The organism is Paenibacillus sp. USHLN196 (genome assembly GCF_037144955.1).
Lineage (GTDB): Bacteria > Bacillota > Bacilli > Paenibacillales > Paenibacillaceae > Paenibacillus > Paenibacillus xylanexedens_C.
Window position 1 is genome coordinate 236,283 of sequence record NZ_JBBCYH010000010.1, and the last position, 25,149, is coordinate 261,431.

The window sequence follows — 25,149 nt, forward strand, 5'->3', positions numbered from 1 at the left end:
CCGTATATTCAGATGTTCAGGTTTTTTTATTCTCTCCAATATGCTTCGAATCCGTGTTGATTCAGAAAGGAAGAAATAACTTCATGAAACACGAGCAATTAGCCAAAGACATTTTTTCTGGCGTTGGTGGTAAACAGAACATTAACAGCGTGGTGCACTGCGCGACCAGACTTCGTTTCAAATTAAAAAATGACAATAATGCCAAAACAGACGAACTCAAAAATCTGCCTGGAGTCATAACAGTAATGCAAAGCGGTGGGCAGTACCAGGTAGTCGTGGGTAACGAAGTGTCTGATGTATATAAAGCCTTGCTACAGGTTGGTAATATGAGTGCTGATGAACCGGTCTCAAGTGATGATGAGTCTGAATCTTCCGGTAAAAAAGAAAGTCTTCTGGGTCGGTTTATCGACTTGATCTCGGGTGTATTTACACCAATTCTCGGCTTGCTAGCTGCAACAGGGATGATCAAAGGATTCCTGTCCATGTTTACTTCTCTCGAATGGTTGGACCCGGCTTCAGGAACATATCAATTGTTGAATGCTGCAGGAGACTGCTTGTTCTACTTCTTCCCAATCTTCTTGGGTTACACCGCAATGAAAAAATTTGGTGGATCTCCATTCCTGGGGATGGCCATCGGAGCTTCGCTGGTATATCCGGCCTTAACAGGTCTTAGCGGTGGAGAGCCATTGTATACGCTGTTTGCAGGCACGTTGTTTGAATCACCGATTCATATCACGTTCCTGGGTATTCCTGTTATCTTGATGAGCTATTCCTCATCCGTAATTCCGATTATTATTGCTGCTTATTTTGGAGCAAAAGTAGAAGCTTTCTTCAAAAAGATCATTCCGTCTGTTGTGAGAACGTTCCTCACGCCATTCTTTACGATTCTGATTGTTGTACCAGTAACATTCCTATTGATTGGTCCAATCGCGACATGGGCAAGTCAGTTGATTGGTGCCGGCGTATCGGGCATCTATGACTTGAGTCCATTGGTAACCGGAATTGTTGTTGGTGGATTGTGGCAAGTATTGGTCATCTTCGGATTACACTGGGGAATCGTACCAATCATGTTGCTCAATCTGTCCACGCTGAAAGCAGATCCGATTCTGGCAATGATGTTTGCTGCTTCCTTTGCTCAGATTGGTACTGTTCTTGGCGTCATGCTTAAAACAAAAAACACTAAACTCAAATCACTGGGTGTTCCTGCCTTCGTGTCCGGGATCTTTGGGGTAACTGAGCCAGCTATTTATGGTATTACATTGCCATTGAAGAAACCGTTCATTATGAGCTGTATTGCTTCTGCAGCAGCTGGAGGTATTATTGGATTCGCAGGTTCCAAAATGTTTGTATTTGCTTCCGGTATCTTCGGTGTTCCGGCGCTAATTAGTCCGACAGAAGGGATTAACTATCAATTCTGGATGGCCATGATTGCGACAATCATTGCTTTTGTATTAGGTTTTGTTCTCGTGTATGTTTTCGGGTTCAAAGATCCTGCTAATCCAGAGGCTGCCAAACAGACTCCAGAGCCGGTAAAAGAAGAGAAGGCTGCACTTGAGCCTAATCCAAATAATCGCTACGAAATTTCCAGCCCGATGACGGGTGATGTGGTTCCGCTGCAAGAAATTAATGATGCCACATTCGCTGGTGAGCATATGGGTAAAGGGATCGCTATTCGTCCTACCAGTGGAAGAGTAGTATCTCCAATTAATGGTGTTGTGCAGACGATATACCGTACCAAACATGCGATTGGACTTGTAGATGATCAAGGTGTAGAGATTCTGATCCATATCGGTCAGGATACGGTACAGCTTAAAGGTCAGCATTTCACTGCACATGTGAAAGATGGAGATCGCGTGAATGTTGGCGACCTGATCGTTGATTTTGATCTGCAGGCTATTATTGAGGCAGGATATGAGACCGTAACTCCGATTATTGTAACGAATACTGCTGATTATCTGGACGTGGTCGCAACGACAGAGCGTAAAGTGCAAGAGAAGGATAAATTGGTTACCGTTATTAGCTAATTCTGTTTCAGGTGCAGGGACAATTTCGATTCATTCGAAGTTGTCCCTTTTTTTCATTTCCGGTAGCTTCGATATATGTTGTAATATCTCAAAAATAAGTGTTGCAAATGTAGTTCAGATGTACTATGATGAGTTCAAGAAGTAAGCGCATACATTAATCGGATTGTAACTGTTCAATCAGGCAATTCCGACCTTCCTCAGCTTTGAGGATATGGGATGCAACTTACCTTCGTTATCCAAATAATTAAATACCAATGTGTACAGCCTTACAGGGTTGCAACCGTTAAGGGCAAAACCTGAATTGCTGAATAACACGACTGATTTCCGGACGATCCGGTATGTTGTGTATGTTCAGTGGTTCAGGTTTTATTTGTTTCAAAAGTCATAGGGAGTCTACTTAGAGAGGGAGAATTACAATGAGCAACTACGATCAATTGGCTAAGGACATTCTGTCACGTGTAGGTGGTCGCGAGAACGTAAACAGTGTATTCCATTGCGTAACAAGACTGCGGTTTAAACTGAAAAATGAAAGCGTAGCCAAAACGGAAGAACTTAAAAATCTGCCAGGTGTTATTACCGTCATGCAAAGTGGTGGACAATATCAGGTCGTTATCGGCAATGAAGTGCCGGATGTATATAAAGCAGTCGTTAAAGTGGGGAATTTCCCAAGTGAAGGACAAGTTGAAGAGGAAGCGGACAACTCCGGTAAAAAAGTAGGCTTGTTCAGTCGCTTTATCGACATGATCTCGGGTGTGTTCACTCCGCTACTCGGTTTGCTCGCTGCAACGGGTATGATCAAAGGTTTCACAGCCATGTTTTTATCATTCGGATGGATTACAGATACCTCCGGAACGTACCAATTGTTGAATGCAACAGGTGACTGTCTGTTCTACTTCTTCCCGATCTTCCTGGGTTATACTGCAATCAAGAAATTTGGCGGTTCACCGTTCCTGGGTATGGCGATAGGTGCTTCATTAGTTTATCCTACGCTGTCCGGTCTGACTGCTGGAGATCCACTATACACCCTGTTTGCAGGTACATTGTTTGAATCACCGATTCACATCACGTTCCTGGGTATTCCGGTTATTCTGATGAGCTATTCAACATCGGTTATTCCAATCATTATTGCTACATTCTTCGCTGTTAAAATTGAAAGATTCTTTAAAAACATTATCCCTAAAGTCGTTAGCACGTTCCTTGTTCCATTCTTTACTTTGCTCGTTATCGTTCCGGCAACATTCATTCTTATTGGTCCAGTATCCACTTGGGCAGGCCAATTGATTGGTGCAGGAGCAACAGGTATTTATGATTTAAGTCCAGTTGCTACAGGTTTGATTATTGGTGGATTGTGGCAAGTGTTTGTACTGTTTGGTCTTCACTGGGGACTCGTGCCGGTTATGCTTCTCAACCTGAGCACATCCGGAGCTGACCCGGTGGTTGCGATGTCTTTCGCCGCTTCCTTTGCTCAAACAGGTGCTGTACTTGCCGTAATGTTGAAAACCAAAAACACGAAATTGAAATCATTAGGTATTCCTGCATTCATCTCGGGTATCTTCGGTGTGACTGAGCCAGCCATCTACGGTCTGACACTTCCACTGAAAAAACCGTTTATCATGAGCTGTATTGCAGGTGGTATCGGTGGCGGTATCTTGGGATTGGCCGGTTCGAAATTATACATCTTTGGTGGACTAGGAGTGTTCGGATTCCCAAGTTTCATTAATAAAGCAACAGGTGTTGATTCTGGTTTCTATATGGCTCTGGTTGCATGTGGTATCGCGTTCATCCTTGGTTTCATTCTGACGTACGTGGTTGGATTCAAAGACAAAGTGGAAGCTACTCCAGCTCCAACACCTGTGCTTGATCCAAATCCGAACAGCAGATACGAAATTGTAAGCCCAATGGCTGGTGAAGTCGTTGCACTGAACGAAATTAATGATGTAACGTTTGCAGGTGAGCATATGGGCAAAGGGATTGCAATTCGTCCAACCAGTGGTAGAGTGGTATCTCCAATTACAGGTATTGTACAAACCGTATATCGTACCAAACACGCCATTGGTCTGGTAAGCGATGATGGTGTAGAGATGCTGATCCATATTGGACAGGATACGGTAAAGCTGAAAGGTGAACATTTTACAACCCATGTGAACGATGGAGACCGCGTTAATGCCGGTGACCTGATTGTTGAGTTTGATCTGCAAGCCATTAAGGATGCAGGGTATGAGACGGTTACACCGATCATTGTCACTAATACTTCGAAATATCTGGACATTGTAGGAACCAAAGATGCATCCGTTCATGAGAAAGATAAATTGATTACCGTATTAAGCTAATTGAAATTAAAGATGGTTAGGAGGAACTGCTCAATGAATGAAAAGTGGACAGCCTTCCCGGAGAATTTTCTCTGGGGAGGAGCAACGGCAGCGAATCAACTGGAAGGTGCTTATCTGGAAGGTGGCAAAGGGTTAACAACCGTAGATTTGATTCCGATTGGTGCCAATCGATGGAATATTGCTTTGGGTAACCTGGATTCGTATGAACCAAAAACAGGGGAATTCTATCCTTCACATGAAGCCATTGACTTCTATCATCGATATAAGGAAGATATTGCGTTATTTGCAGAAATGGAATTCAAGTGCCTCAGGCTTTCCATTGCCTGGGCACGGATTTTCCCTAATGGCGATGAAGCGGAGCCGAACGAAGCAGGATTGCAATTTTATGATGATGTCTTCGATGAATTATTAAAATACAATATTGAACCTGTTGTGACGATCTGCCATTTCGATGTACCTGTACATCTGGTGGAAACGTATGGCGGTTGGAAAAATCGCAAAATGATCAGTTTCTTTGAGAAATATGCGACAACGTTATTCAATCGATACAAGGATAAAGTAAAGTATTGGATGACATTTAACGAAATCAATATGTTGCTGCATCTTCCGTATATCGGAGCGGGTATTGTTCTTCAGGATGGTGAAAACAAAGAACAGGTTCTGTATCAGGCAGCACATCATGAATTGGTAGCGAGTGCACTTGCTGTTAAGGCTTGTCATGAGATCATTCCTGGTGCACAGATTGGTTGTATGTTAGCAGCTGGAATGGTCTATCCATACAGCTCTAACCCGGACGACGTGTGGAAGGCCATGGAGAAAGATCGTGAATCGTTCTTCTTCATCGACGTGCAGTCGAAGGGAGCATATCCGGGTTATACGAAAAGATTTTTCAGAGAAAATGACATTCGGATTGACATGCAACCGGAAGATGCAGATATCTTGATGCAGAACACGGTCGATTATATCGGTTTTAGCTATTACGCAAGCCGGTGCACCAGTACAGACCCTGAGATTTTGAAAGATTCGACAGAAGGCAATGTATTTGGTTCGGTGAAGAACCCTTATCTGCAAGCATCCGAGTGGGGATGGACCATTGATCCCAAAGGACTCCGTATTACATGTAATCAGCTTCATGACCGCTATGGCAAACCTTTGTTCATCGTAGAAAATGGACTTGGCGCTACAGATGTATTGCTGGACAATGACTCCGTTGAGGATGACTACCGCATCGAATATTTAAATCGTCATTTTGCCGAGATGGCTGAAGCGATTCAAGACGGGGTAGAGCTCTTGGGTTACACAAGTTGGGGGCCGATCGATCTGGTCAGTGCGGGTACTGGAGAGATGAAGAAACGTTATGGCTACATCTATGTAGACAAAAACAATGATGGTACGGGCACACTTCGCAGAGTGAAAAAGAAGAGTTTTCACTGGTACAAAGATGTCATTGCGAGTAATGGCGCACAATATTTCTGATAGAAGGTGTTCGACGTTATGTAAAAGACAAAGAGCAGTCTCGTTATTACGGGATTGCTCTTTGTTTATGAGGGAATGAATTTGACCCATGACGTAGCTATTAGATATAATAAATAAATCAAGAGAATCTTGTCACTTAAGAAGGGGGAGCATCCAATTATGAAGAAAAAATCGCTTGCGTTTATATCTTCGGGATATGGATACTCCACTGCTGTCTTTTTGTAGAATTTTTTCCAAGGATGAGGTCTGCCCAAAATCGGAAGAAAACTATGAAATAACGCAGAAAAATCTTAGGAATGACGAGGTAATCATAATGAAAAACGACAAAATTACTAGAACAAATCCATCCAATATGCCAGCTCCAGTAGGACAGTACACGCATATTACAAAAATCCCAAGGAACGCAGAGCTATTTGTAACTTCGGGTCAGATTGGAGCAGATCCTAGCGGACGCTTTCCTGACAGTCTGAATGAGCAAGTCACTAATACATTCAATAATATTAAAACAGTGCTCGAATCTGAGCGTTTAGATGCTGAACATATTATCAAAGTGAACGTATGGGCTACCGAGAAAATTGATTGGGATTTCTTTTATGCCGAGTGGGGACAGTTATTCGGTAATGATTATCCTGCAATGACAATTGGATATATTACGGAGTTGGGTCTGCCAGAGATAAAAATTGAGATAGAGCTTTGGGCAGCACAAGTTTAACATCGAATACATTTCATCCAAACCAAGGACATCTAACGTATAGATGTTCCTTGGTTTTTTTATTTTTTGGAAAATAGAAGGGTATGCTCGCTCTATGAAATCATGAGTAAAAAGTAGGTGCATTATGGTACCTGCAAGCTCTGACAGGCATTGAGTCGTCCATACGTCCAATAGATTCCGGAGCCTGATACCGGATCAGAAGCGAAGCACAACGCATCCCGAATCTGAGCATTGGTTTTCCCTTGTGCAGCGAGAAGTGCAGCCACTCCAGCCACATGGGGTGCAGCCATTGATGTTCCGCTAAGATAGGCATAGGAGCCACCCAGGTATGTGGATAGAATGGTATCACCTGGTGCAGCCATGTCCACCCAAGGGCCATAGTTGGAGAAATTGGATTTGAGATCGGAAGAATTGGTTGAAGCGACGGCAATTACGTTGGGATAAGATGCGGGTACGATGGGGAAAGAAGTGTTGTCATTACCGGCCGCAGCAATAATCACGGCTCCACGATCCCATGCATATTGTACGGCAGCTTGAAGGAAAGCATCTCCCATCGGGCCACCTAAGCTCAGGTTAACAACCTGAACACCATTATTGGCAGCGAAGACAAGCCCGTTACCGACATTGCCTACCGTTCCTTGACCGTTGTTATCCAGTACACGGAGCGGAACGATGGATGCGAGCGGTGCAACGCCTGCGATACCCACACCATTGTTGGTGACGGAAGCAGCGATCCCAGCTACATGGGTGCCGTGGCCGTTTCCGTCCTCGGGAATGTTATCATAATCAACATAATCGTAACCCGGGAGGAGCTTGGAGGCTAATTCCGGATGATTCAGCTGTATACCTGTGTCGATAATGGCGATTTTGACAGAGCTGTTGCTTTGCGTAATGTCCCATGCAGCGGGTGCATTAATTTTTGGCAGATTATACTGATAAGGAAAGAATGGATCATTAGGAGTGAAGGATGCCTCAACGAGGTAATTCGGCTCTGCATGTTCAATAAGCTCATGACCTTTGTAATGTTTCAGCATCCGGTGCATTTTTTTGCGGGATTCCATGCGGTACCAGCCTAAATCTTCATAGGTCTCAGCGACCTTACATCTCCCTTTTTTGTGCAAAGAGTGCATCTCATCCTCGGTTGTATTTTCCTTGAATTTGATTAGGAGCTGGTTTGGCGCGTGAGGATGAAACTGACTCTCTGCCTGATGGTCCAGATAACGATACACGTACCCGATTGCAAGCAAGATGGTAGCAAAAATACCTAACCATAACCACATGAGCGTTTCCCCCTCCAATAGAGATTAAGACACGCCTTATCGTATGCCAACTCTATCAGACTGCGCGGGCACTCTTTCAATTTGGATAGTAGTGTAGATAGATTGATTGGGCGAGGTAATTTCGGTAAGATGAAATGAAGAGAGCGGATCTGGCGTGAAACAAGATCAGGAAAGGCCGGAAGGCAGCTTTCAATACACAGGATAAGGAACGTGGATTTTTTGACACAACTTCAGATACCGACAGTAGTACCTGTTCAGGCACATCAGATTCATGATGCGATTAATTTTGCCATGCGTGTACGCAGAGAAGTGTTTCCCATGATGGATCATACGAGATTACCTGTGGACTTTGAGCAGTTCAGAGAACACTATCTGGGCTCCGACGATGCGATCTTTCTCGTTGCAATGCTGGGTGATGTGAACATCGTCGGCTCTATTGGGATTTTGCCATATGATGGACGTATTGAAGCCGTGCAAGGTCGATATGCAGCTCAATCGGCTGCCGAAATAGTAAAATGTTATGTAGATCCCGCGTATCGTAGATTCGGTATTGGTTCGATGCTGGTGAACGAACTGGAGAACGTGGTGAAGGATATGCATTATTCGACGTTGTATTTGCATACACATCGCTTCTTGCCAGGGGCCGTGGATTTCTGGAAACGTCAGGGCTACACGATTATTAACGAGCAGGATGATGACTGGCAGACGGTACATATGGAGAAGTTGGCACGTAAGTGACTGATTTCCGTTACCTCCGTCCTATCGCTGGTGGCTTCTGAATTATGGTGAAGCGATGTTAAACGGGACAGAAATTCTGACCATTACATCTCCAGAACACCGAGAGTATACGGACGCTGACATTTTGTATAGATACCGACTTACCGATGAAGACGCGAAGAAGGAACGGAAGCTTCAGCTGTTTGTACCGGACGAGGATGAATATTACTATTTTGATACGCGGACGGCTGATCACCTTGGGGAGTACAAAGTGATGCGTTTGGATTACTTTAATGGAGAACCTGAAGTGTACGCGGATTCTTTTACCGGATTTTTGGAGATGTTGATCGATCAGCGAACACCTCGGAATCGGTAAATTGGTATTAAAAACAGAGACATGACATATATGAGATACATGATGGGGGCATAAAGAGATGCAAGAAACGAACCGGAAAATTGTTTTCATTGATATTGATGGCACATTGGTTGACGATGACGGAAACATTCCGTTGTCAGCACAGAAGGCTTGCAAACAGGCAAGGGAGAACGGACATCTGCTCTATTTGTGTACAGGTCGCTCCAAGGCAGAGATCTATGATTCCATCTGGGATGTCGGATTTGACGGTCTGATTGGTGCAGGCGGAGGCTATGTGGAGTTTGGCAAGGACGTGCTTTATCACAAAAGGGTAACAGCGGAAGATGTTCGCCATATGGTCGATTTCTTCAATGAACACGGTATTGACTTCTACCTTGAATCCAATTCGGCATTGTATGCGAGTAACAATCTGCAGTCTCATTTGGAACGCCGCATCTACGGTGATGTGGAGAATGATCCTGTAGCCAGAGAGAAGAAGGAACTGAAGCCGCACCCGTTTATTGCCGGATTGACATATGGAGAGGCCGATCTGTACAAGAATGACGTGAACAAAGTATGTTTCCTGGAGAACTCAGTTATCCCGTTCGACCGAATTAAGCAGGAGTTTGCAGGTAAGTTCGAAGTTATTCAATGCACCGTGCCGATCTTTGGTGAAGGAAGCGGTGAACTGATGATCCCTGGTATTCACAAAGCCGTTGCGATTGCAGATCTGTTGGAGCATCTAGACATGTCCCAGGAAGATACATTCGCCATCGGCGATGGCATGAATGATGCGGAGATGCTGGAATTTTGTAACGTCGGAATTGCCATGGGCAACGCGAAGCCTGGACTGAAAGCCATTGCGGATGACATTACTGGATCAGTTGAGGAAGATGGCTTGTATCATAGTTTTGTGAAGTATGGTTTGATTGAGGGGTAAGTAAACGAGTAGACTCCATGAAGTTTGCGTACAAATTAGCAGAGTTGTGTAAATTCTTCAAATTTGCTCCTCTCTGTCCGATATATAATAAGTACACCTATGTGATCAGAAAGTGAAAGGAGTGCAGAACATGGATATTGCAGCTTTATCAATGGCGATGAGCCAAGCTTCAGTAGTGCAATCGGCCAGTTTGCAAGTGATGTCAATTACAAAAGACATGGCGCAGCAGCAAGGCCAGCAGATGGCGGAAATGTTAAAGTCAGTACCTGCTCCTCACCCTAATCTGGGTGGCAGTCTGGATATTTCAGTATAGGCAGATTAGAAGGATGCATTCTTGTGTAAACATTGCAGCAAGCAAAGCCCAAACAGCTCCAATTCTAACGAATTGAGGCCGTTTGGGCTGTTTATTTTTCAATCCCACGGCTAAGCACGGAAGGGCTGAGAGCGAACCCCTGCCTAGAAAAAATCAGATGGGCATGAACCGAGCTCTGTAGCAACTGGATATTCAACTTAACCTAAGGTATAGACACTAAGCAGTCTGTACGAAAAATAGTCCATCCAATGGCGCTTCAGCAGAGGCGGGACCTTTTCGCAAAAACAAATAACCATTGGCATCGGAAAGTCCCAATATGTCCTGATAGGACTCGGGGAAATCTGCGGAATAAATCTGGCATACCAGTTGATAATGAGCTAATAAATGTTCAATCCCATTGACTCCGTTGGATAAAGTTGAAGAAAAGAACGAAAAGGCAGGGAAATCCTGCTCGGCTAATGACGTTTCTGAGAGATTCACTCCACTTAAAGGGATGCACTCTACAGGGCCAACAGAAGTGTGCTGCTGTGAGGTTATAGATACGTACGTGTAACCAGCCAGGATATTTTCGTTCCATTCCAGTTCATCTCCCGTATATGTCACCTGATCCAGAAAATAATCAGAAGCCGAATACGTAGAGAAGACCGAGATATACATGTCTGCTGGCAGAGACGGGATAGGAACATGCTGCAATAGTTTTTTGCAATCGATGGAGAACAGATGCATCAGAGGCTGGCCCTCCGGATTGAGCGGCCAATCCTGAATGTATGCCTGTTCTCCACCAATCCACATACCAGAATTCTGGTTCGGATCATCAGGATCAACTGTAATTTGAGTCACGTTGTACATGGAAAACTCCTTCTTTTCTCGTAATGTCGTGCTCCGTGTCATAGTACCAATAAAGTACAAAACGTATTTTTTGAGTGAGTTCATTATCTTTTTGCTTTTTTATGTACTTTCGGTTAACAATCCATTGCTTCGTTACATTATAAGTGAGATGATGTGGAATGAAAATCAGTACAAGGTACTAACTCGTTGCACGAAGCGAATGAACGTACCAGCACTTAAAGAACCAGTGGCAATACTATAGATGAGAAGCGGTGAAACATGTTAATTAACAAATACATAAGTGAAACGGGATTCTGCTCCCGTCGGGAAACGAACCGATTAATTGCAGCTGGACGCATAACGATCAATGGCAGAGTATGTGAAAAAGGGGCAGATGTTGAACCACACGATGTGGTACTCATTGATGGCAAGGAAATTCCTCGTAATGAGAGCGAACCTGTCTATATTGCTCTAAATAAACCCATCGGTATTGTCTGCACCGCAGCAGAACACGTAGAGGGGAATATCATCAAATTTATGAATTATCCTTCTCGCATATTTGCCATAGGCAGGCTGGATAAGGCATCTGAAGGGTTGATTTTGCTAACGAATGACGGAGGCATTGTGAACAAGATGATGCGTTCGGAGCATAATCATGATAAAGAATATGTAGTGACTGTAGACAAACCCATAACAGATGAATTTGTACAGTCCATGTCCGAAGGAGTTGAGATTTTGGACGTGGTGACCAAGCCGTGCGAAGTGTATAGGCAAAGTGAGGATGTATTTCGTATTATTTTGACACAGGGTCTCAACCTGCAGATCCGCAGAATGTGCAAAGCTTTGGGGTATCGCGTGTTGAAGCTGGAGCGCGTCCGAATTATGAATATTACGCTGGATCAACTGGAGCGGGGACAGTGGCGTCATCTGGAGCAAGAAGAACTGGAGATTCTGCTGTCTCAATTAAATGAGATAAAATGAGTTCTGCTGCATGTCAACGCAACGGTGTTCAGTCACAATGAACGTTTATAACAATAAAAAAAGAATCAGACACTAACCCCTACGTGGATTAGTGTCTTTGTTGTTGAATGGGTTACCTTTTTCGCTCTGAAATGTAAGATCCGAGTAAGGTTAAGAACGCCCCGAGTATGATCACCCAGGTTATCCTTTCCTGAAGAATTAGTGCAGATGACACGACAGTAATGACAGGCACCAGATAGATGTAGACACTCGTTTTGATAGCGCCAAGAAGATTAACGGCTCGGTTCCAAGTCACGAAACACAATGCGGAGGCACCCAGGCCGAGGTAGAGAATATTGGATAGATTGGCCAGATTCGTGAAGCGTCCGAGATCCCAATTGAATTCAAATAGGAACAGAGCTGGTAACATGAAGATCAGGCCATAGAAGAACACTTTGCGAGTCGCCCCAATGGTGTGATAACGAAGCTCGCCAATTTTACGCATCAACACAGAATAAATTGCCCATACCGCAGGTGCTATGAAAGCAAGCAGATCACCTAGCGGATTGAGTTGCAGAATGAAACTGCCGTTCAATGCGATGAGTATGATGCCGCTCAGGGCAATCCCGAATCCGATGATAAAGCGGTGAGTTAACTTTTCTCCATCCAAGAAAAAATGTGCGAGCACAGCGGTGAAGAATGGGGCAATGGAGACAATTACACCCACATTGGAAGCCGTTGTGTACACCAGTGCCACATTTTCGATGAGAAAATATAACGTCACTCCGCATATGCCTGCTCCGATAAATAACCATTCTTCTCTGAATGATGCGATCCGCAGTGAACGTGGATAGATTAGTAACAATACCAAATACCCGATCAGAAAGCGGAAAAATAGAATTTCCACTGGAGTAATTTCAATCAACAGAACCTTGGTCGAGACAAACGTAGTGCCCCAGATCAGTATAGTAAACAAAGCGAGTAAATGTCCGGTAGAGGCTTTCGTGTTTTGATGGCTAAGATGGCTTATCATACGATGTTATCGGTGGTGCGTTTCGGTTCTGTGTCATGATTGAAGATACGTCTGTATTGCTTGGGCGTCAGACCAATCAGTTTTTTGAAAAAATTCGTAAAGTGGCTTTGGTCACTGAATCCCGTCTGCGCGGCCACTTCAATCGGAAGCTGGCCTTGTTCCAACAGCCGTTTGGCTTGATTAATACGAATTGTCTCCAAGTAGCGGTAGGGTGATATCCCTTTCTGGCGAGTGAATAAACGCAGCAGGTGGTACTTACTCATCTCCGTCAAGTCGGCTAGCTCGTTCAACGAGATGCTCTCCATGTAATGAGATTCTATGTAATCACATATGCGTCTGATCTCAGTAGTAACATCCTGTGTTGCAACGGGTGGTTCAGCATCCGAATAATCTCTTAGCAATTGATCCAGCAGAAAGAGTAACAATTCTTCTTTGCAAAAATCGGATTGCTCCTCTAGAATCATCTGATGCAGCTCGTGTAGGGAACCCACAAGTTCACTTTGGTAGAGAACGGGGGATGTAAACCGTGGCAAGTAAGCTTGTCCAGTAATCTCTCTCACATACTCTCGCATAACTTCAGGCTGGACGTTGATACAGCGATAATCGAGGGTTCTTCCATCGACCTGTTCGCAGGCATGTGGATCATGTGGATTAAAGACAATCATGTCACCACTATTCAGAATGTATTCTTCGTTGTTGCAGACGAGGTGTCGCTTACCTTGCTCAATAAATCCAATGACATAATAGTCATGAAAATGATTGGGGAACTTCTGCATAATGCCTTCAAATTGATAAGCTTCCAGCTGTAGATCAGTATCAAATACAACAGTTCGAACTTCCCGAGTCATGATGCACCTTCTTTCTTGTATGTTAACGTCATTATAGGATGTAAAGAAGGGATTTTCTTGAACGATATTGCTATTGCTTCAAGTGTTTGATCGGACAGATATCTCCAAAAACAAAATACCCGCAATCCACGGGGGAAAGCGAGCCCTTTGCTTAGTATAGTTGATTCACGAGTTCAAACCTATATATTATGAGACTAAATGTTCCTGGAACAATACGTACTTATTTTTTAATGTAGTGTAGCTAGTGCTTCAGGTGTAAAAGGCTGAATCTCGGATACGCGGCCTTCGCGTATTTTTGCAGCCCATGCCGGGTCACCAAGGAGTGCACGTCCTACAGCTACCAGATCAAATTCCTGATGATCGAATCTCTTCATAAGTTCGCTCATACCTGGATGCTTTGCTTCATCGGCTCCAGCTTCAGGCTCGTCTGGCATACCCACAGAACCGACTGTAATGGTGGTTTGACCACTTAGCTTCCGCACCCAACCTGCAAATCCTAGATCAGATCCTTCGAACTCGGGCTCCCAGAAGCGTCGTGTCGAGCAGTGGAAGATATCTACACCTGCATCAACCAACAAGCTGAGGAATTGTCCCAGTTGTTGGGGTGTGTCGAACAATCTGGCTTGATAATCATTCATCTTCCATTGGGAGATCCGCATCGCAATAGGAAAATCAGGACCTACCGCAGCCCGAACTGCCTTAACAAGTTCAACTGCGAATTGAGTACGTTTCTGAAGGTCGCCACCGTAGCGGTCCGTTCTTCTATTCGTTGTTTTCCAGAAAAACTGATCGATCAGAAAACCATGAGCACCATGGAGCTCAATTCCGTCAAAACCAATGCGTTGTGCATTAACAGCTGCATCTGCATAAGCTTTAATTACAGTTATAATCTCTTCTTCCGTCATAGGCTCACTTACCTGATTACCTTCTATATCAACTCCCGATGGACTTAGAGATGCAGCTTCCGGGTGTGGTTGAGATCCTGAAGGACGAACGATTCCCATATGTAAAATCTGAGGGAAAATCTTGCCGCCGGCGGCATGGACTTGTCGCACCGCTTCAGCCCAGCCTTGAAGAGCTGCTTCTCCATACATATGAGGGATTCTAGGCTCACTTGATGCAGATGGATGTTCAATGGTTGCACCTTCTGTAATAATTAAGCCAACACCTTGCTCCGCGCGTCGACGATAATATGCTGCTACATCGGCTCCCGGGATACCATCCGGGGAAAAAGCGCGGGCCATGGGGGACATGACAATTCGTGAGGACAGGTTTAATTTTTGAACGGTGTATGGTTGAAACAGAAGCTCCGTAGAAATTACCTTATGTTGTTGATTACTCAAACTAAGCACCTCCATTATTTTGCACCTTCAAGCGGGTACGAGTGCAATCTTAACAAGGTCTATTGGCATGCTCAACCAACAATCGGAGCATTTTGTTGCTTAAGCGAAAGACTCGGATTATTGTATTGTGTCTGTACACGTGCTTTTACTTGTTGAACAAATAGCACTTATCTATAATGAAGGAGTCTAGCCAAATTTTTTGTGTACGAAGGAGGATAGGGACATGTCCGGTGTATTGTCTCCAAACTCGAATGATCCGCGTGTAATTCGCACGCGCCAATTAATTCTTGATGCGTTTTTAAACCAGTTGAATCTTAAAAACTTCAATAGTATTACCATTCAGAATATTACAGAGCAAGCCACAATCAACAGAGCTACATTCTACGCCCATTTTCAGGATAAATATGCGCTGCTCGAAGCTTTGTTATCGGATGCTTTTATGGAATATGTAACGAAAAGAGTGGATTCGGAAGCTCGATTGTCAGCCGAGACCATGCAGCAACTTATATATTCGTTATGTGATTACCACGTATCAAGCAATGAGTGTATTAAAAAATATGATACAGTTGCACCAATTATTGAAGAGAATATCAAAACGCAGCTGGAGCAGTTTCTTCTTCAATTCATGCTGCAAGGAGCGAGAGAAGTAGACCTTAAAACGCTGAAAGCTACTGCGACCATGTTAAGCTGGTCGATCTATGGAATAACGTATCGCTGGAATATCGAAGGAAGACAGGAATCCCCGGCTGATTTAGCCAAGAGAGTGGTGCCTTATATGATGGGCGGATTGGAATTATTGAATTGACTTCAGTTAACGAATTTGATTCGGAATGCACAATAGGGGGAATAACAAGATGTTTGAACATTTAGTTGTTTTTAAATTTAACGATAAAATCACATTAGCCAAGCAACAGGAACTGGTGGCGCAGTTGCTCGCGTTACAGGAACAGATTCCGGGAATTGTCTCGCTGACCGCGGGAATCAATACTACGGAAGAAACGGATCGTATCCAAGGTTACACGATTGGCTTGCGAGTGACTTTTGAAGATCAGGAGGCATTGCGCGCTTATGGTCCACATCCAGCGCATCAGGCTTTTGTAGCTTCGCTAAATGGTTGGGTGGAAGATGTTATTGTGGTTGATTACCTGATCTAAAGCTGCGATTAAAGCAAAATAGTGAAAGGGAAGGGGGACTTACCATAAAGACGAGACATCAAGAGGAGTAATTCAAGATTGAATCATATATGTGCATCGGAATCGTGACTTAAGACACTGTTACATCTAGTCCAAATTTCCTGTTGATGCTATAATTCATGAGGTATAAATTTCCTGAAGGAGGTCTAGTGGGAAGGGTATTATGTTGTGCATGAAAATAAAATTTTAAAGGATGTGCAGTGTTGAAGGGGAAATCGAAGACAAAGAGTTTAGCATTAATTTTATTCATTGGACTAGTGACTATTGTGTTATCTGCGTGTGGAAAGCCGATAACAGAAGAACTGTATTCAGAGACTGTCTCTCAGGATGTGAAGACTACGACTGAACTTACACAAGAAGATAAAGATTTCTATAGCATGGCAATTGAGTTTGCCAGCAGCGAAAATACAGACCTCTCGTCACAAACAGTGATCCAAATTATAAACGATGAAAAAGATAGACAGCGGAAGATTGAAGAAGAGAAAAAAAAGAGGCAAGAAGAAATTAAACGAAAACAGGAAGAAGCAGAAAAAGAAAAACAAACCCAATTAAAAGTTTTGAATGATTCATTAAGAGTAGGCTTACTCAAAAAGAGTGTGATTTTCAAAGATACCGATAAGTGGATTTTTAAAGACGTCATTAACATGACGCTTGACATTGAAAATACATCTGACAAAAAGGTGAAAGGGTTCCAAGGTCTCATCACTTTTAAGGATATGTTTGATAATGATATCAAATCACTTAATGTAAAATACGATGAAGCCATTACATCTGGAACATCTACTACATATGATGGTAGTTTTGAAGTAAATCAATTTATAAAAGATGATATTGAATTTAGGGATACTCCACTAGAAAAAATCACAGTTGAATTCGAGATGGATCAAATTATTTTTGATGATGGCATTACGATAAAGCGTAGCGATATTGAATAACCTATGGCAACTGAGGCGTAAGTGAGGAGTCTAAGCAATCTCTGATCTATATCAAGTGATAGTTAAAACGGTGAGCATATCAAGTTAACATAGTGGTATATGCAACCTTTGTTATTTCAATTCTATTTTATCCCCAAAAAAGGAGCGTGTCATCTTTGAAAAAATATCTTTTGACGTGCATGGCGTTAATTATTGTGTCAGTTGCATGTGTTTCACCCGTCTTTGCTGGATTTAGTGATGTAGAAAATAATCGTAAATATGATTGGGCCAGATTGTCCATAGACGAAATGAATAGTCGCGGGATTCTAACTGGATATCCGGATGGTTCATTTCGCCCAGAGCAGTCCGTAACTAAAGCTGAGTTTACGGTTATGGTTTACCGTTTGTTCCCTATGCTCCGCAATTTGGAATCTGCTACGATCTCGGGGGTACCTGAAAGCCATTGGGCTAGCAAAGAATTCGCTGAGTTGTACAGTACAATCCCACCTATCTTTGCTGCGGATGTACAAAATTATGCTGATGATAGTTACAGTTATAAACCGGAGAAAGAGATGTCTCGTTGGGACGTGCTGATGACATTAGATGCATTGTTTAATGATATGAATTGGCCGAGAATTAATGATTTAACTACGTCGGATTCAGTGAAGCAACTAGCCAAAGTAAAAGATGTTCCGAAGCCCCAGTTTGCATCCTACATGGAATTCGAGAAGAACGGGCATCCTGAGTCCTTGATGACAGCAAAGTTGGCCTTGATTCGGGAGGGAACTAAACTTGATTGGGCGAGTGAGTTAGAGTACGTGAAGGCCCGGGCCTTATACCGTTTTATGAAACTGGGAATCATTACACCGGACACCAATGGTTTATTCTACCCTGACAGATCGGTCACGCGAGCAGAGACAGTTACCATTCTCAACCGAATGTTGGCAGCTGCTGGTGAGGATTACGCATACCAGAAGGTTGAGGAGCCATTATCCGGCGCTTACCTCTTTCCAGGTGTGTCTACCGGATTTGGGACAAACATATTCTATATTGAGCCTGAAGAAACGATTATTCTGAGTAAATCTCCTGAGTTCTCTCCAAACCCTGGGGAATTCCTAACGAAGGTGGCTATTAGAATTGAATCCGATGAAGTCGTGGACGTTTACGTGACAATAAATGGTCAGAACATTAAGTATACCTTTGAACAATTAATGGATACTACTAACAGAGTCATCTTAGATGTAACAGATGTGACGAATTTTCATGTCCACGGTAAAGCCCGGTACCCTGAGCGTTTGAAGGAAGACAGTAACAACGAAGTGATGATTTATATAGAGGACCCAAAAACGGGGAATTTATAAAAAAAGAGAATCAGGTACCTTTTTCATTGTTTTATAAAAAACTTCTTGAAGTTTTCTTTAATGGTAGGTACAGGAGTTCAGTTGGAAGGGACGCCCTCTAAAAATAAAACTGTTCATCTTGAGACCTAAGTCTCAGGGGGAGCAGTTTTTTTTCCCAACAACTTGTGCGCAGGGTACTGCCCTCCAAACTAGGGTTAAGGATATGTTTTGGGAAATAATATTTCGCTTGCTGATTCCACCTGGGGTTGTGCTAGCTAAGTGGATCTATTGGAGATTAAAGATGAATTGTCGAGAATGCTTGTGTCAATTAATATAACGCGACATAAACAGTTTGAGATTCCTTTTTGTACAACACGCCCAATTTAAGTTGAACTCTTTATCTCCTATAACAATTCTATGTTATGAATCATGGAACTTCCCTGAATAGTTTATATAATGTGAATCAACATAACATGATTTTGCAGCGGTTCGGTTGATTCTAATTTCAGGGGGGCAACGTGAGATGAAAGAAACCAAAAAGATGAGAATTTTTTCACTGGGGATTCAGCACGTATTGGCGATGTATGCGGGAGCAATTCTGGTACCTTTGCTTGTGGGCAGAGCACTAAATTTGACTGCAGAGCAGTTGGCGTATCTGGTATCCATTGACCTGTTAACGTGCGGGATTGCAACATGGCTTCAGGCTCGGAAAGGGAAGTACTTGGGTATAGGTTTGCCGGCGGTGCTTGGAAGCTCTTTTGTAGCGGTCACACCCATGATTGCAATTGGGTCACAATACGGGATTCCAGCCATTTATGGCTCCATCATAGCAGCGGGAATATTTATCGTCATCTTTGCCGTATTTTTCAGCAAAATCGTCAAATTGTTTCCACCAGTCGTTATAGGTACAGTGGTGACTATCATCGGTCTTGCACTAATCCCAACAGGTATTAAAAACATGGCGGGTGGAGCAAACAGCGAGAATTTTGGAAGTTTGGACAATTTGGCGCTTTCCTTTGGCGTATTACTTTTCATTCTGATCCTGAATCGTTATGCTCGCGGTTTTGTAAAATCCCTGGCTGTTCTCCTTGGTATTATCGTGGGGACCCTCATCGCAGCCTTCATGGGAAAAGTGAATTTTGCCGCTGTACAGGAAGCCTCCTGGTTCCATTTGCCTCAACCCTTCTACTTTGGATGGCCAACCTTCGAAATCGGCCCCATTATTACAATGATCATTGTAGGTACGGTGGTTATTATTGAATCAACAGGTGTGTTCATGGCTTTGAGCAAAATCTGTGATCAACCGATCAACGAAAAAGATCTGGCACGGGGATATCGTGCAGAAGGTCTTGCGTTTGTCCTTGGCGGCATATTCAATGCTTTTCCATACAATACATTCGCTCAGAATGTCGGTTTGGTTCAGCTCTCCAAGGTGAAAACGACCAATGTGGTTGTTGCGGCTGGAGGTATCCTCATCTTTCTCGGACTTATTCCCAAAGTAGCAGCTTTTGCAACCATTATTCCGAGTGCTGTATTAGGCGGAGCGACTGTCGTACTGTTCGGAATGGTCGTCTCATCCGGGATCAAAATGCTGCAAAACGTCGACTTCGGCAAACAATCCAATCTGTTGATCGTGGCTTGCTCCGTTTCACTTGGACTTGGTGTTACCGCTGTACCCGATCTATTTGCCCAGCTTCCTCAAAGTATTCGCATCATTGTTAGCGATGGTATTATCACGGGAAGCCTGTCAGCGATCCTGCTCAATGTTTTCTTTAACCTCGGTTTCAAAAATAAGAGTTTGCCAGTACAGCCTGCACAGGCACAGGAAGTACACACATAATTCTTGGAATAACAGACATGTCATCGTGTAAACGAAACAGATCCAAGACGGTTTTCTGGGAAGTGGAATGAAAGGCAATGACTCCACTTGGCAAAGAAACCTCTTGGACTTTTTGTGCTTACTATTCATGAGAAATGCAAAAGGCATGCAAATATGCTAAAGTTTCATCAAGAACATTTTATATGTTCCTGACATTACATTGAATTTCCATGCGACTACATAAATGAGCATTGGTTCACAAGGCTACAATATAACCAAGGGATATCCCTGGGTACAGAAAAGGAGTTGTGATCACCGTGCAACAAGAGACGTTAAACAAAGGATGGAATCTGGACAATAGTTATGCGCAGTTACCGCAACCTTTTTTTACAAGCCAGAGCGCAGTACCTGTTGAATCACCGAAGCTGATGATCTTCAATCGATTGCTTGCATCCAGCCTGGGTCTGAATGTGGAATCTCTTGACAGTGATGAAGGAGCGCAGATTTTTGCAGGTAACCTGATTCCGGAAGGAGCCGAGCCTTTAGCTCAGGCCTATGCAGGACATCAATTCGGCAATTTTAACATGCTTGGTGATGGACGGGCTTTGCTGCTGGGAGAACAGATTACGCCACGTGGTGAGCGAGTGGATATCCAGCTGAAAGGTTCAGGAAGAACACCCTACTCTCGTGGAGGAGATGGACGTGCTGCTGTTGGGCCCATGTTGCGAGAATATATTATTAGTGAAGCGATGTATGCACTGGGTATTCCAACAACCCGAAGTCTAGCAGTGGTATCTACCGGAGAAAACATTATCCGCGAAACAGAACGGCCTGGGGCCATATTGACCCGAGTGGCTTCCAGTCATATCCGAGTAGCAACCTTCCAGTATGCAGCCAGATGGGGGTCTATCGACGATCTTCGGGCGTTGGCTGATTATACGCTGCATCGACATTTTCCTGATGTCGCTCAAGCTGAGAATCGCTATCTTTTGCTCCTACAGGAAGTGATTAAGCGGCAGGCAGCGCTCGTTGCCCAGTGGCAGCGAGTTGGTTTCATTCATGGCGTGATGAACACGGATAACATGGCGATCAGTGGTGAGACCATTGATTATGGCCCATGCGCCTTTATGGATGCTTACGATCCTTCAACGGTATTTAGTTCCATTGACACGCAAGGTCGGTATGCTTATGGTAATCAGCCATATATTGCAGGATGGAATTTGGCTCGTTTTGCCGAGACACTTCTGCCGCTATTGCACGAAGATGAAGAACAGGCCGTGCAACTCGCTCAGGACACCATCGCACAATTTTCGGAATTGTACCATCATCATTGGCTTAAGGGAATGCGGGCCAAACTAGGCTTGTTGAATGAAGAGACTGAAGATGAAGCCCTGATCAAGGACCTTCTTGAACTCATAGAGAAGCATAGTGCAGATTACACGAATACATTCTTGGCATTGACCTTTGATCATTCGGAAGGGACAACTTTGTTTGGCACGACAGAATTTGCTGAATGGAATGAGCGGTGGCAAGCAAGATTGGACAGACAGCATGGGGAGAAGGAAGTCTCTCGGCAATTGATGAGAACGAGTAATCCAGCAGTGATTCCTCGCAATCATCGAGTCGAAGAAGCACTTGATCGAGCGGAGAATTACGGAGACCTTAGCGTGATGGAGAAGCTTCTGGCTGTTCTTTCCGATCCGTTTGCCCACTCACCTGAACAGGCTGAATATGCTGAACTGCCTGCACAGTGCAATACTTCGTATCAGACTTTTTGTGGGACTTGATTGAACAATATGAAGAAGAAAAGGCTGCCTTGGGCAGCTTTTTCTTTATGTCATCGACGATAAAATCCTCGTTCGCATTGAATTAGGAGAATGTCATGCAATAATTAGAGAAGAAGTGATTACTTTTTATAGGCAGGTGCATTCATGTCCAACATGCTAAACAAACAACAAATGGCAGAAATCCTTTTTGAGTTGTTAGAGCGAACAGCTTTCCATAGGGAACAGATGGAGAACTATGTTAACCGCTTATTTGAGCCCTTTAAATCGGATGGTGTCCCCTATGTAGAGACTGGAAAAGATACATATATCGTTCGCATATACGAACGTGGTCTCGTCTCGTTGGAGAAACGGATAAAACAGTCAGATGAAGTTATCTACTGGTTACTGGAGGATATTATTTTCACCGCGACGCATGTAGAATTGATGGAAAGACATGGCGTGGATAATAAACAGACTCATTTAAACGATTCAAATGAAGTGATGAAGGATCTGAACAGGGGCGTTCAGGAAGCCTTCCAAAAGATCGGTGATCCTTATCTATACTGGCATATGACGAGTAAACGACAGGAGCTTGAGCAGATTCAGTCTACTAAAGAGAGGTGATTGTGATGAGTGAACAAGATAACAATGACATCAAAGACATCAATGACGTATGGTATGAATATGCGTTATCCTTCGTCGGAAAAAAGAATGAATCTGAACAAGGATGGGCAACCTTAACTTCAAATGAACAGGAGATTGCTGCTCTATGGCTGTTAGAGGTGGATGTCTTTAATGGTGGCTTTATACAGTTTTTCTGTAACTGGGGGGAAGAGGCGTACCGTTACGCGTTACGAGCACTACAGACCATTGGTGCGACTCAAGTGATCGGCATTCTAACGTCAGCATATGGGTGCATCCAGCACTTGGAAGAGGATGAAAGGCTTACTGAACTGTGGGATATTCCTAAGTTTCTAACCATGGAGCAGGAGCAGCAATTAGATATACTGGATCAGCAATTTTGGAACAATGAGGATCAGATTGCAGAGAAGGCCCATCATTATTACCACGGAAAGTTGAACATCATGACCTTATAAGTTGAGTTTATGTGCTTGGCCATTGATATATTTAAAGTTTGCATACTTGGCCTTGCAATGACTCAAACGTTCGGCTATACTTGCTATAAATTAAATACATGAATCACGTTGATGGAGCGCAGTAGCGGCTTTGTCCCTGTTACAGAAAGTCAGGGGTTGATGGAACCTGATACATACAAGGGCTGCGAATTACACTCTGGAGTACTTGGGTAATGCCAAGCGGGTGGGCAAACGATATATTGCCGAAAGTGGTATGGATAGCGTGTTAAGGCAAGTGTTGTCCATGCAATTTGGGTGGTACCACGGTTATGATAATCGTCCCTGTGTCTAATGAAGACAAGGAGGCGATTTTTTTGTGTCCAAAAAACCCGTTCCAGCGTGTTATTTCGTAATTTAACGTAGATCATGACTGAATCTTGAGGATAGAAAAGGGGTTTTTACGAATGAATATTATTGATGAACTACAGTGGCGCGACGCCATCAACCAGCAGACCGATGCAGAGGGACTGCGTGAACTGACTGAAACCAAATCAGTCTCATTGTACTGTGGAGTTGACCCTACGGGGGATAGTATGCATATCGGACATCTCATTCCATTCATGATGCTGAAACGTTTTCAACTTGCAGGACACCGTCCGGTTATTTTGATTGGTGGAGCTACAGGTACGATTGGTGATCCAAGTGGTCGTCAGGCAGAGCGTTCTTTGCAAACGATGGAACAGGTGCAGGAGAATGTGGATGCACTGACAGCGCAGATGAAAAAGTTGTTCGTAACAGACGGTGATAATCAGGTTCGTATGGTGAACAACTACGATTGGACACACAAAATCAATGTGATTGAATTCTTGCGTGACTACGGCAAAAACTTCAACCTCAACACGATGCTGGCTAAGGATGTAGTTGCGAGCAGACTGGAAGGCGGAATCTCGTTTACCGAGTTTTCCTACCAGATTCTTCAATCCCTCGACTACCTGCACCTATTCCAGAACGAAGATGTTCAGCTTCAAATCGGTGGTTCGGATCAATGGGGGAATATCACGAGTGGTCTCGATCTGATTCGTAAAAAAGAAGGATCTGAAGCGAAGGCGTACGGTCTCACCATTCCGCTCATGCTCAAATCTGACGGAACCAAATTCGGTAAAACAGCTGGCGGCGCAATCTGGCTTGACCCGAACAAAACAACACCATTTGAGTTCTACCAATTCTGGGCGAATACAGATGACCGTGATGTCATTAAATACTTGAAATACTTTACTTTCCTCAGCAAAGAAGAAATCGAAGCTTTGGCTGAAAAGGTAGAGACGGAGCCGCACAGACGTGAAGCACAGAAAGCACTCGCGGAAGAAATGACAAAATTCGTTCACGGCGAAGAAATGCTCGAACAGGCTAAACGTATTACAGCAGCACTGTTTAGTGGAGATATCCGCTCTCTGACAGCCGATGAAATCGAGCAGGGCTTCAAGGAAATGCCAACGTTTGAAACAGACGGCGAAGCCAAAAATATCGTGGACTGGCTCGTAGATCTGGGGCTGGAGCCATCCAAACGCCAGGCACGTGAGGATGTCACTAAAGGTGCAATCTCCATGAACGGTGAGAAAATCACGGAGCTTGAATTCACGGTCTCTGCAGAGCATGCCATTGGCGGTAAATTCATCATTATCCGTAAAGGTAAAAAGAACTACAGCTTGGTTAAGCTCCAATCCTAGTGTCTGACAATTAAAACGTACACTTATACAATTACAGAAACAAAGACAGATTGTCAAACCAAGTGCGACAGTTCCTCTGTGAAAGATTCGTGAGCGGTTCTCCAGCCCAAGCATTTTCGGGGTCTGTGGTTAATCAGATCCAGTGAGTGGCCGAG

Annotated in this window: 22 protein-coding genes, 2 pseudogenes and 1 other annotated feature; of the genes and pseudogenes, 18 read left to right on the forward strand and 6 right to left on the reverse strand. The window is 43.8% G+C overall.

Translation table 11 applies throughout. From position 1 onward, the window contains the following. The first annotated feature begins 83 nt into the window (after positions 1 to 83). The 4 genes from WFI24_RS23325 to WFI24_RS23340 all read left to right on the forward strand — a co-directional run bounded on the left by WFI24_RS23325 (position 84) and on the right by WFI24_RS23340 (position 6,542). Positions 84 to 2,024 (forward strand): beta-glucoside-specific PTS transporter subunit IIABC, encoded by a 1,941-nt coding sequence (locus tag WFI24_RS23325; RefSeq protein WP_336764531.1) that lies wholly within the window; start codon positions 84 to 86, stop codon positions 2,022 to 2,024. A 416-nt stretch (positions 2,025 to 2,440) separates the two neighbouring features. Further along, on the forward strand, positions 2,441 to 4,354 hold the full coding sequence (locus WFI24_RS23330) for a beta-glucoside-specific PTS transporter subunit IIABC (RefSeq protein ID WP_336764532.1): 1,914 nt from the start codon (positions 2,441 to 2,443) through the stop codon (positions 4,352 to 4,354). Positions 4,355 to 4,387: 33 nt separating this feature from the next. Further along, on the forward strand, positions 4,388 to 5,830 hold the full coding sequence (locus WFI24_RS23335; RefSeq protein WP_336764533.1) for a 6-phospho-beta-glucosidase: 1,443 nt from the start codon (positions 4,388 to 4,390) through the stop codon (positions 5,828 to 5,830). Between the two features lie 313 nt (positions 5,831 to 6,143). Then, entirely contained in the window at positions 6,144 to 6,542 is a 399-nt protein-coding gene (locus WFI24_RS23340) for a RidA family protein (RefSeq protein ID WP_336764534.1), read from the forward strand. Positions 6,543 to 6,664: 122 nt separating this feature from the next. Here the strand turns inward: WFI24_RS23340 and WFI24_RS23345 are convergent, their stop codons facing one another. Then, on the reverse strand, positions 6,665 to 7,822 hold the full coding sequence (locus tag WFI24_RS23345) for a S8 family peptidase (protein ID WP_336764535.1): 1,158 nt from the start codon (positions 7,820 to 7,822) through the stop codon (positions 6,665 to 6,667). Between the two features lie 210 nt (positions 7,823 to 8,032). Here WFI24_RS23345 and WFI24_RS23350 point away from each other — a divergent pair, with 210 nt between their 5' ends. From WFI24_RS23350 to WFI24_RS23365, 4 genes and pseudogenes are all read left to right on the forward strand, one after another. After that, positions 8,033 to 8,560, forward strand: coding sequence for a GNAT family N-acetyltransferase (locus WFI24_RS23350; RefSeq protein WP_336764536.1), 528 nt, complete (start codon positions 8,033 to 8,035; stop codon positions 8,558 to 8,560). Between the two features lie 16 nt (positions 8,561 to 8,576). Continuing rightward, positions 8,577 to 8,915, forward strand: a pseudogene (locus WFI24_RS23355) (SMI1/KNR4 family protein); the annotation flags it as partial. Between the two features lie 58 nt (positions 8,916 to 8,973). Beyond that, on the forward strand, positions 8,974 to 9,834 hold the full coding sequence (locus tag WFI24_RS23360; protein WP_336764537.1) for a Cof-type HAD-IIB family hydrolase: 861 nt from the start codon (positions 8,974 to 8,976) through the stop codon (positions 9,832 to 9,834). A gap of 130 nt (positions 9,835 to 9,964) precedes the next feature. Next, positions 9,965 to 10,147 (forward strand): YjfB family protein, encoded by a 183-nt coding sequence (locus WFI24_RS23365; protein ID WP_336764538.1) that lies wholly within the window; start codon positions 9,965 to 9,967, stop codon positions 10,145 to 10,147. Between the two features lie 216 nt (positions 10,148 to 10,363). On the opposite strand, the gene WFI24_RS23370 is transcribed toward WFI24_RS23365, so the two are convergent. Then, positions 10,364 to 10,996 carry a DUF1963 domain-containing protein gene (locus WFI24_RS23370; protein ID WP_336764539.1) on the reverse strand — a complete coding sequence of 211 codons (633 nt, stop codon included), beginning with the start codon at positions 10,994 to 10,996 and terminating at the stop codon, positions 10,364 to 10,366. Between the two features lie 258 nt (positions 10,997 to 11,254). On the opposite strand from WFI24_RS23370, the gene WFI24_RS23375 reads away from it, so the two are divergent. Further along, entirely contained in the window at positions 11,255 to 11,956 is a 702-nt protein-coding gene (locus WFI24_RS23375; protein ID WP_336764540.1) for a pseudouridine synthase, read from the forward strand. Positions 11,957 to 12,068: 112 nt separating this feature from the next. On the opposite strand, the gene WFI24_RS23380 is transcribed toward WFI24_RS23375, so the two are convergent. From WFI24_RS23380 to WFI24_RS23390, 3 genes are all read right to left on the reverse strand, one after another. Beyond that, positions 12,069 to 12,968, reverse strand: a complete 900-nt coding sequence (locus WFI24_RS23380; protein WP_336764541.1) for a DMT family transporter — start codon at positions 12,966 to 12,968, stop codon at positions 12,069 to 12,071. Then, positions 12,965 to 13,816: an AraC family transcriptional regulator gene (locus WFI24_RS23385; protein WP_336764542.1), complete on the reverse strand. Its 852-nt coding sequence runs from the start codon at positions 13,814 to 13,816 to the stop codon at positions 12,965 to 12,967. The genes WFI24_RS23380 and WFI24_RS23385 overlap by 4 nt, the downstream gene beginning before the upstream one ends. A gap of 227 nt (positions 13,817 to 14,043) precedes the next feature. Further along, on the reverse strand, positions 14,044 to 15,159 hold the full coding sequence (locus WFI24_RS23390) for an NADH:flavin oxidoreductase (RefSeq protein ID WP_336764543.1): 1,116 nt from the start codon (positions 15,157 to 15,159) through the stop codon (positions 14,044 to 14,046). 223 nt (positions 15,160 to 15,382) lie between these two features. Here WFI24_RS23390 and WFI24_RS23395 point away from each other — a divergent pair, with 223 nt between their 5' ends. The 9 genes from WFI24_RS23395 to tyrS all read left to right on the forward strand — a co-directional run bounded on the left by WFI24_RS23395 (position 15,383) and on the right by tyrS (position 24,994). Next, positions 15,383 to 15,964 (forward strand): TetR/AcrR family transcriptional regulator, encoded by a 582-nt coding sequence (locus tag WFI24_RS23395; RefSeq protein ID WP_336764544.1) that lies wholly within the window; start codon positions 15,383 to 15,385, stop codon positions 15,962 to 15,964. A 49-nt stretch (positions 15,965 to 16,013) separates the two neighbouring features. After that, positions 16,014 to 16,313, forward strand: coding sequence for a Dabb family protein (locus tag WFI24_RS23400; RefSeq protein WP_336764545.1), 300 nt, complete (start codon positions 16,014 to 16,016; stop codon positions 16,311 to 16,313). Between the two features lie 242 nt (positions 16,314 to 16,555). Further along, positions 16,556 to 17,287 (forward strand): hypothetical protein, encoded by a 732-nt coding sequence (locus tag WFI24_RS23405; RefSeq protein WP_336764546.1) that lies wholly within the window; start codon positions 16,556 to 16,558, stop codon positions 17,285 to 17,287. A 155-nt stretch (positions 17,288 to 17,442) separates the two neighbouring features. After that, positions 17,443 to 18,627, forward strand: coding sequence for an S-layer homology domain-containing protein (locus WFI24_RS23410; protein ID WP_336764547.1), 1,185 nt, complete (start codon positions 17,443 to 17,445; stop codon positions 18,625 to 18,627). Between the two features lie 502 nt (positions 18,628 to 19,129). After that, positions 19,130 to 20,446, forward strand: coding sequence for a nucleobase:cation symporter-2 family protein (locus WFI24_RS23415; RefSeq protein WP_336764548.1), 1,317 nt, complete (start codon positions 19,130 to 19,132; stop codon positions 20,444 to 20,446). A gap of 296 nt (positions 20,447 to 20,742) precedes the next feature. Further along, entirely contained in the window at positions 20,743 to 22,212 is a 1,470-nt protein-coding gene (locus WFI24_RS23420) for a protein adenylyltransferase SelO (RefSeq protein WP_442956253.1), read from the forward strand. A gap of 144 nt (positions 22,213 to 22,356) precedes the next feature. Next, entirely contained in the window at positions 22,357 to 22,815 is a 459-nt protein-coding gene (locus WFI24_RS23425; RefSeq protein WP_336764549.1) for an Imm63 family immunity protein, read from the forward strand. A 5-nt stretch (positions 22,816 to 22,820) separates the two neighbouring features. Beyond that, entirely contained in the window at positions 22,821 to 23,288 is a 468-nt protein-coding gene (locus WFI24_RS23430) for a DMP19 family protein (RefSeq protein WP_336764550.1), read from the forward strand. Between the two features lie 99 nt (positions 23,289 to 23,387). Then, positions 23,388 to 23,614 (forward strand) — a binding site (T-box leader). A 117-nt stretch (positions 23,615 to 23,731) separates the two neighbouring features. Continuing rightward, positions 23,732 to 24,994: a tyrosine--tRNA ligase gene (gene tyrS, locus WFI24_RS23435; RefSeq protein ID WP_091011938.1), complete on the forward strand. Its 1,263-nt coding sequence runs from the start codon at positions 23,732 to 23,734 to the stop codon at positions 24,992 to 24,994. Between the two features lie 53 nt (positions 24,995 to 25,047). Here the strand turns inward: tyrS and WFI24_RS23440 are convergent. Continuing rightward, positions 25,048 to 25,149 (reverse strand): annotated as a pseudogene (locus WFI24_RS23440) (IS30 family transposase); the annotation flags it as partial.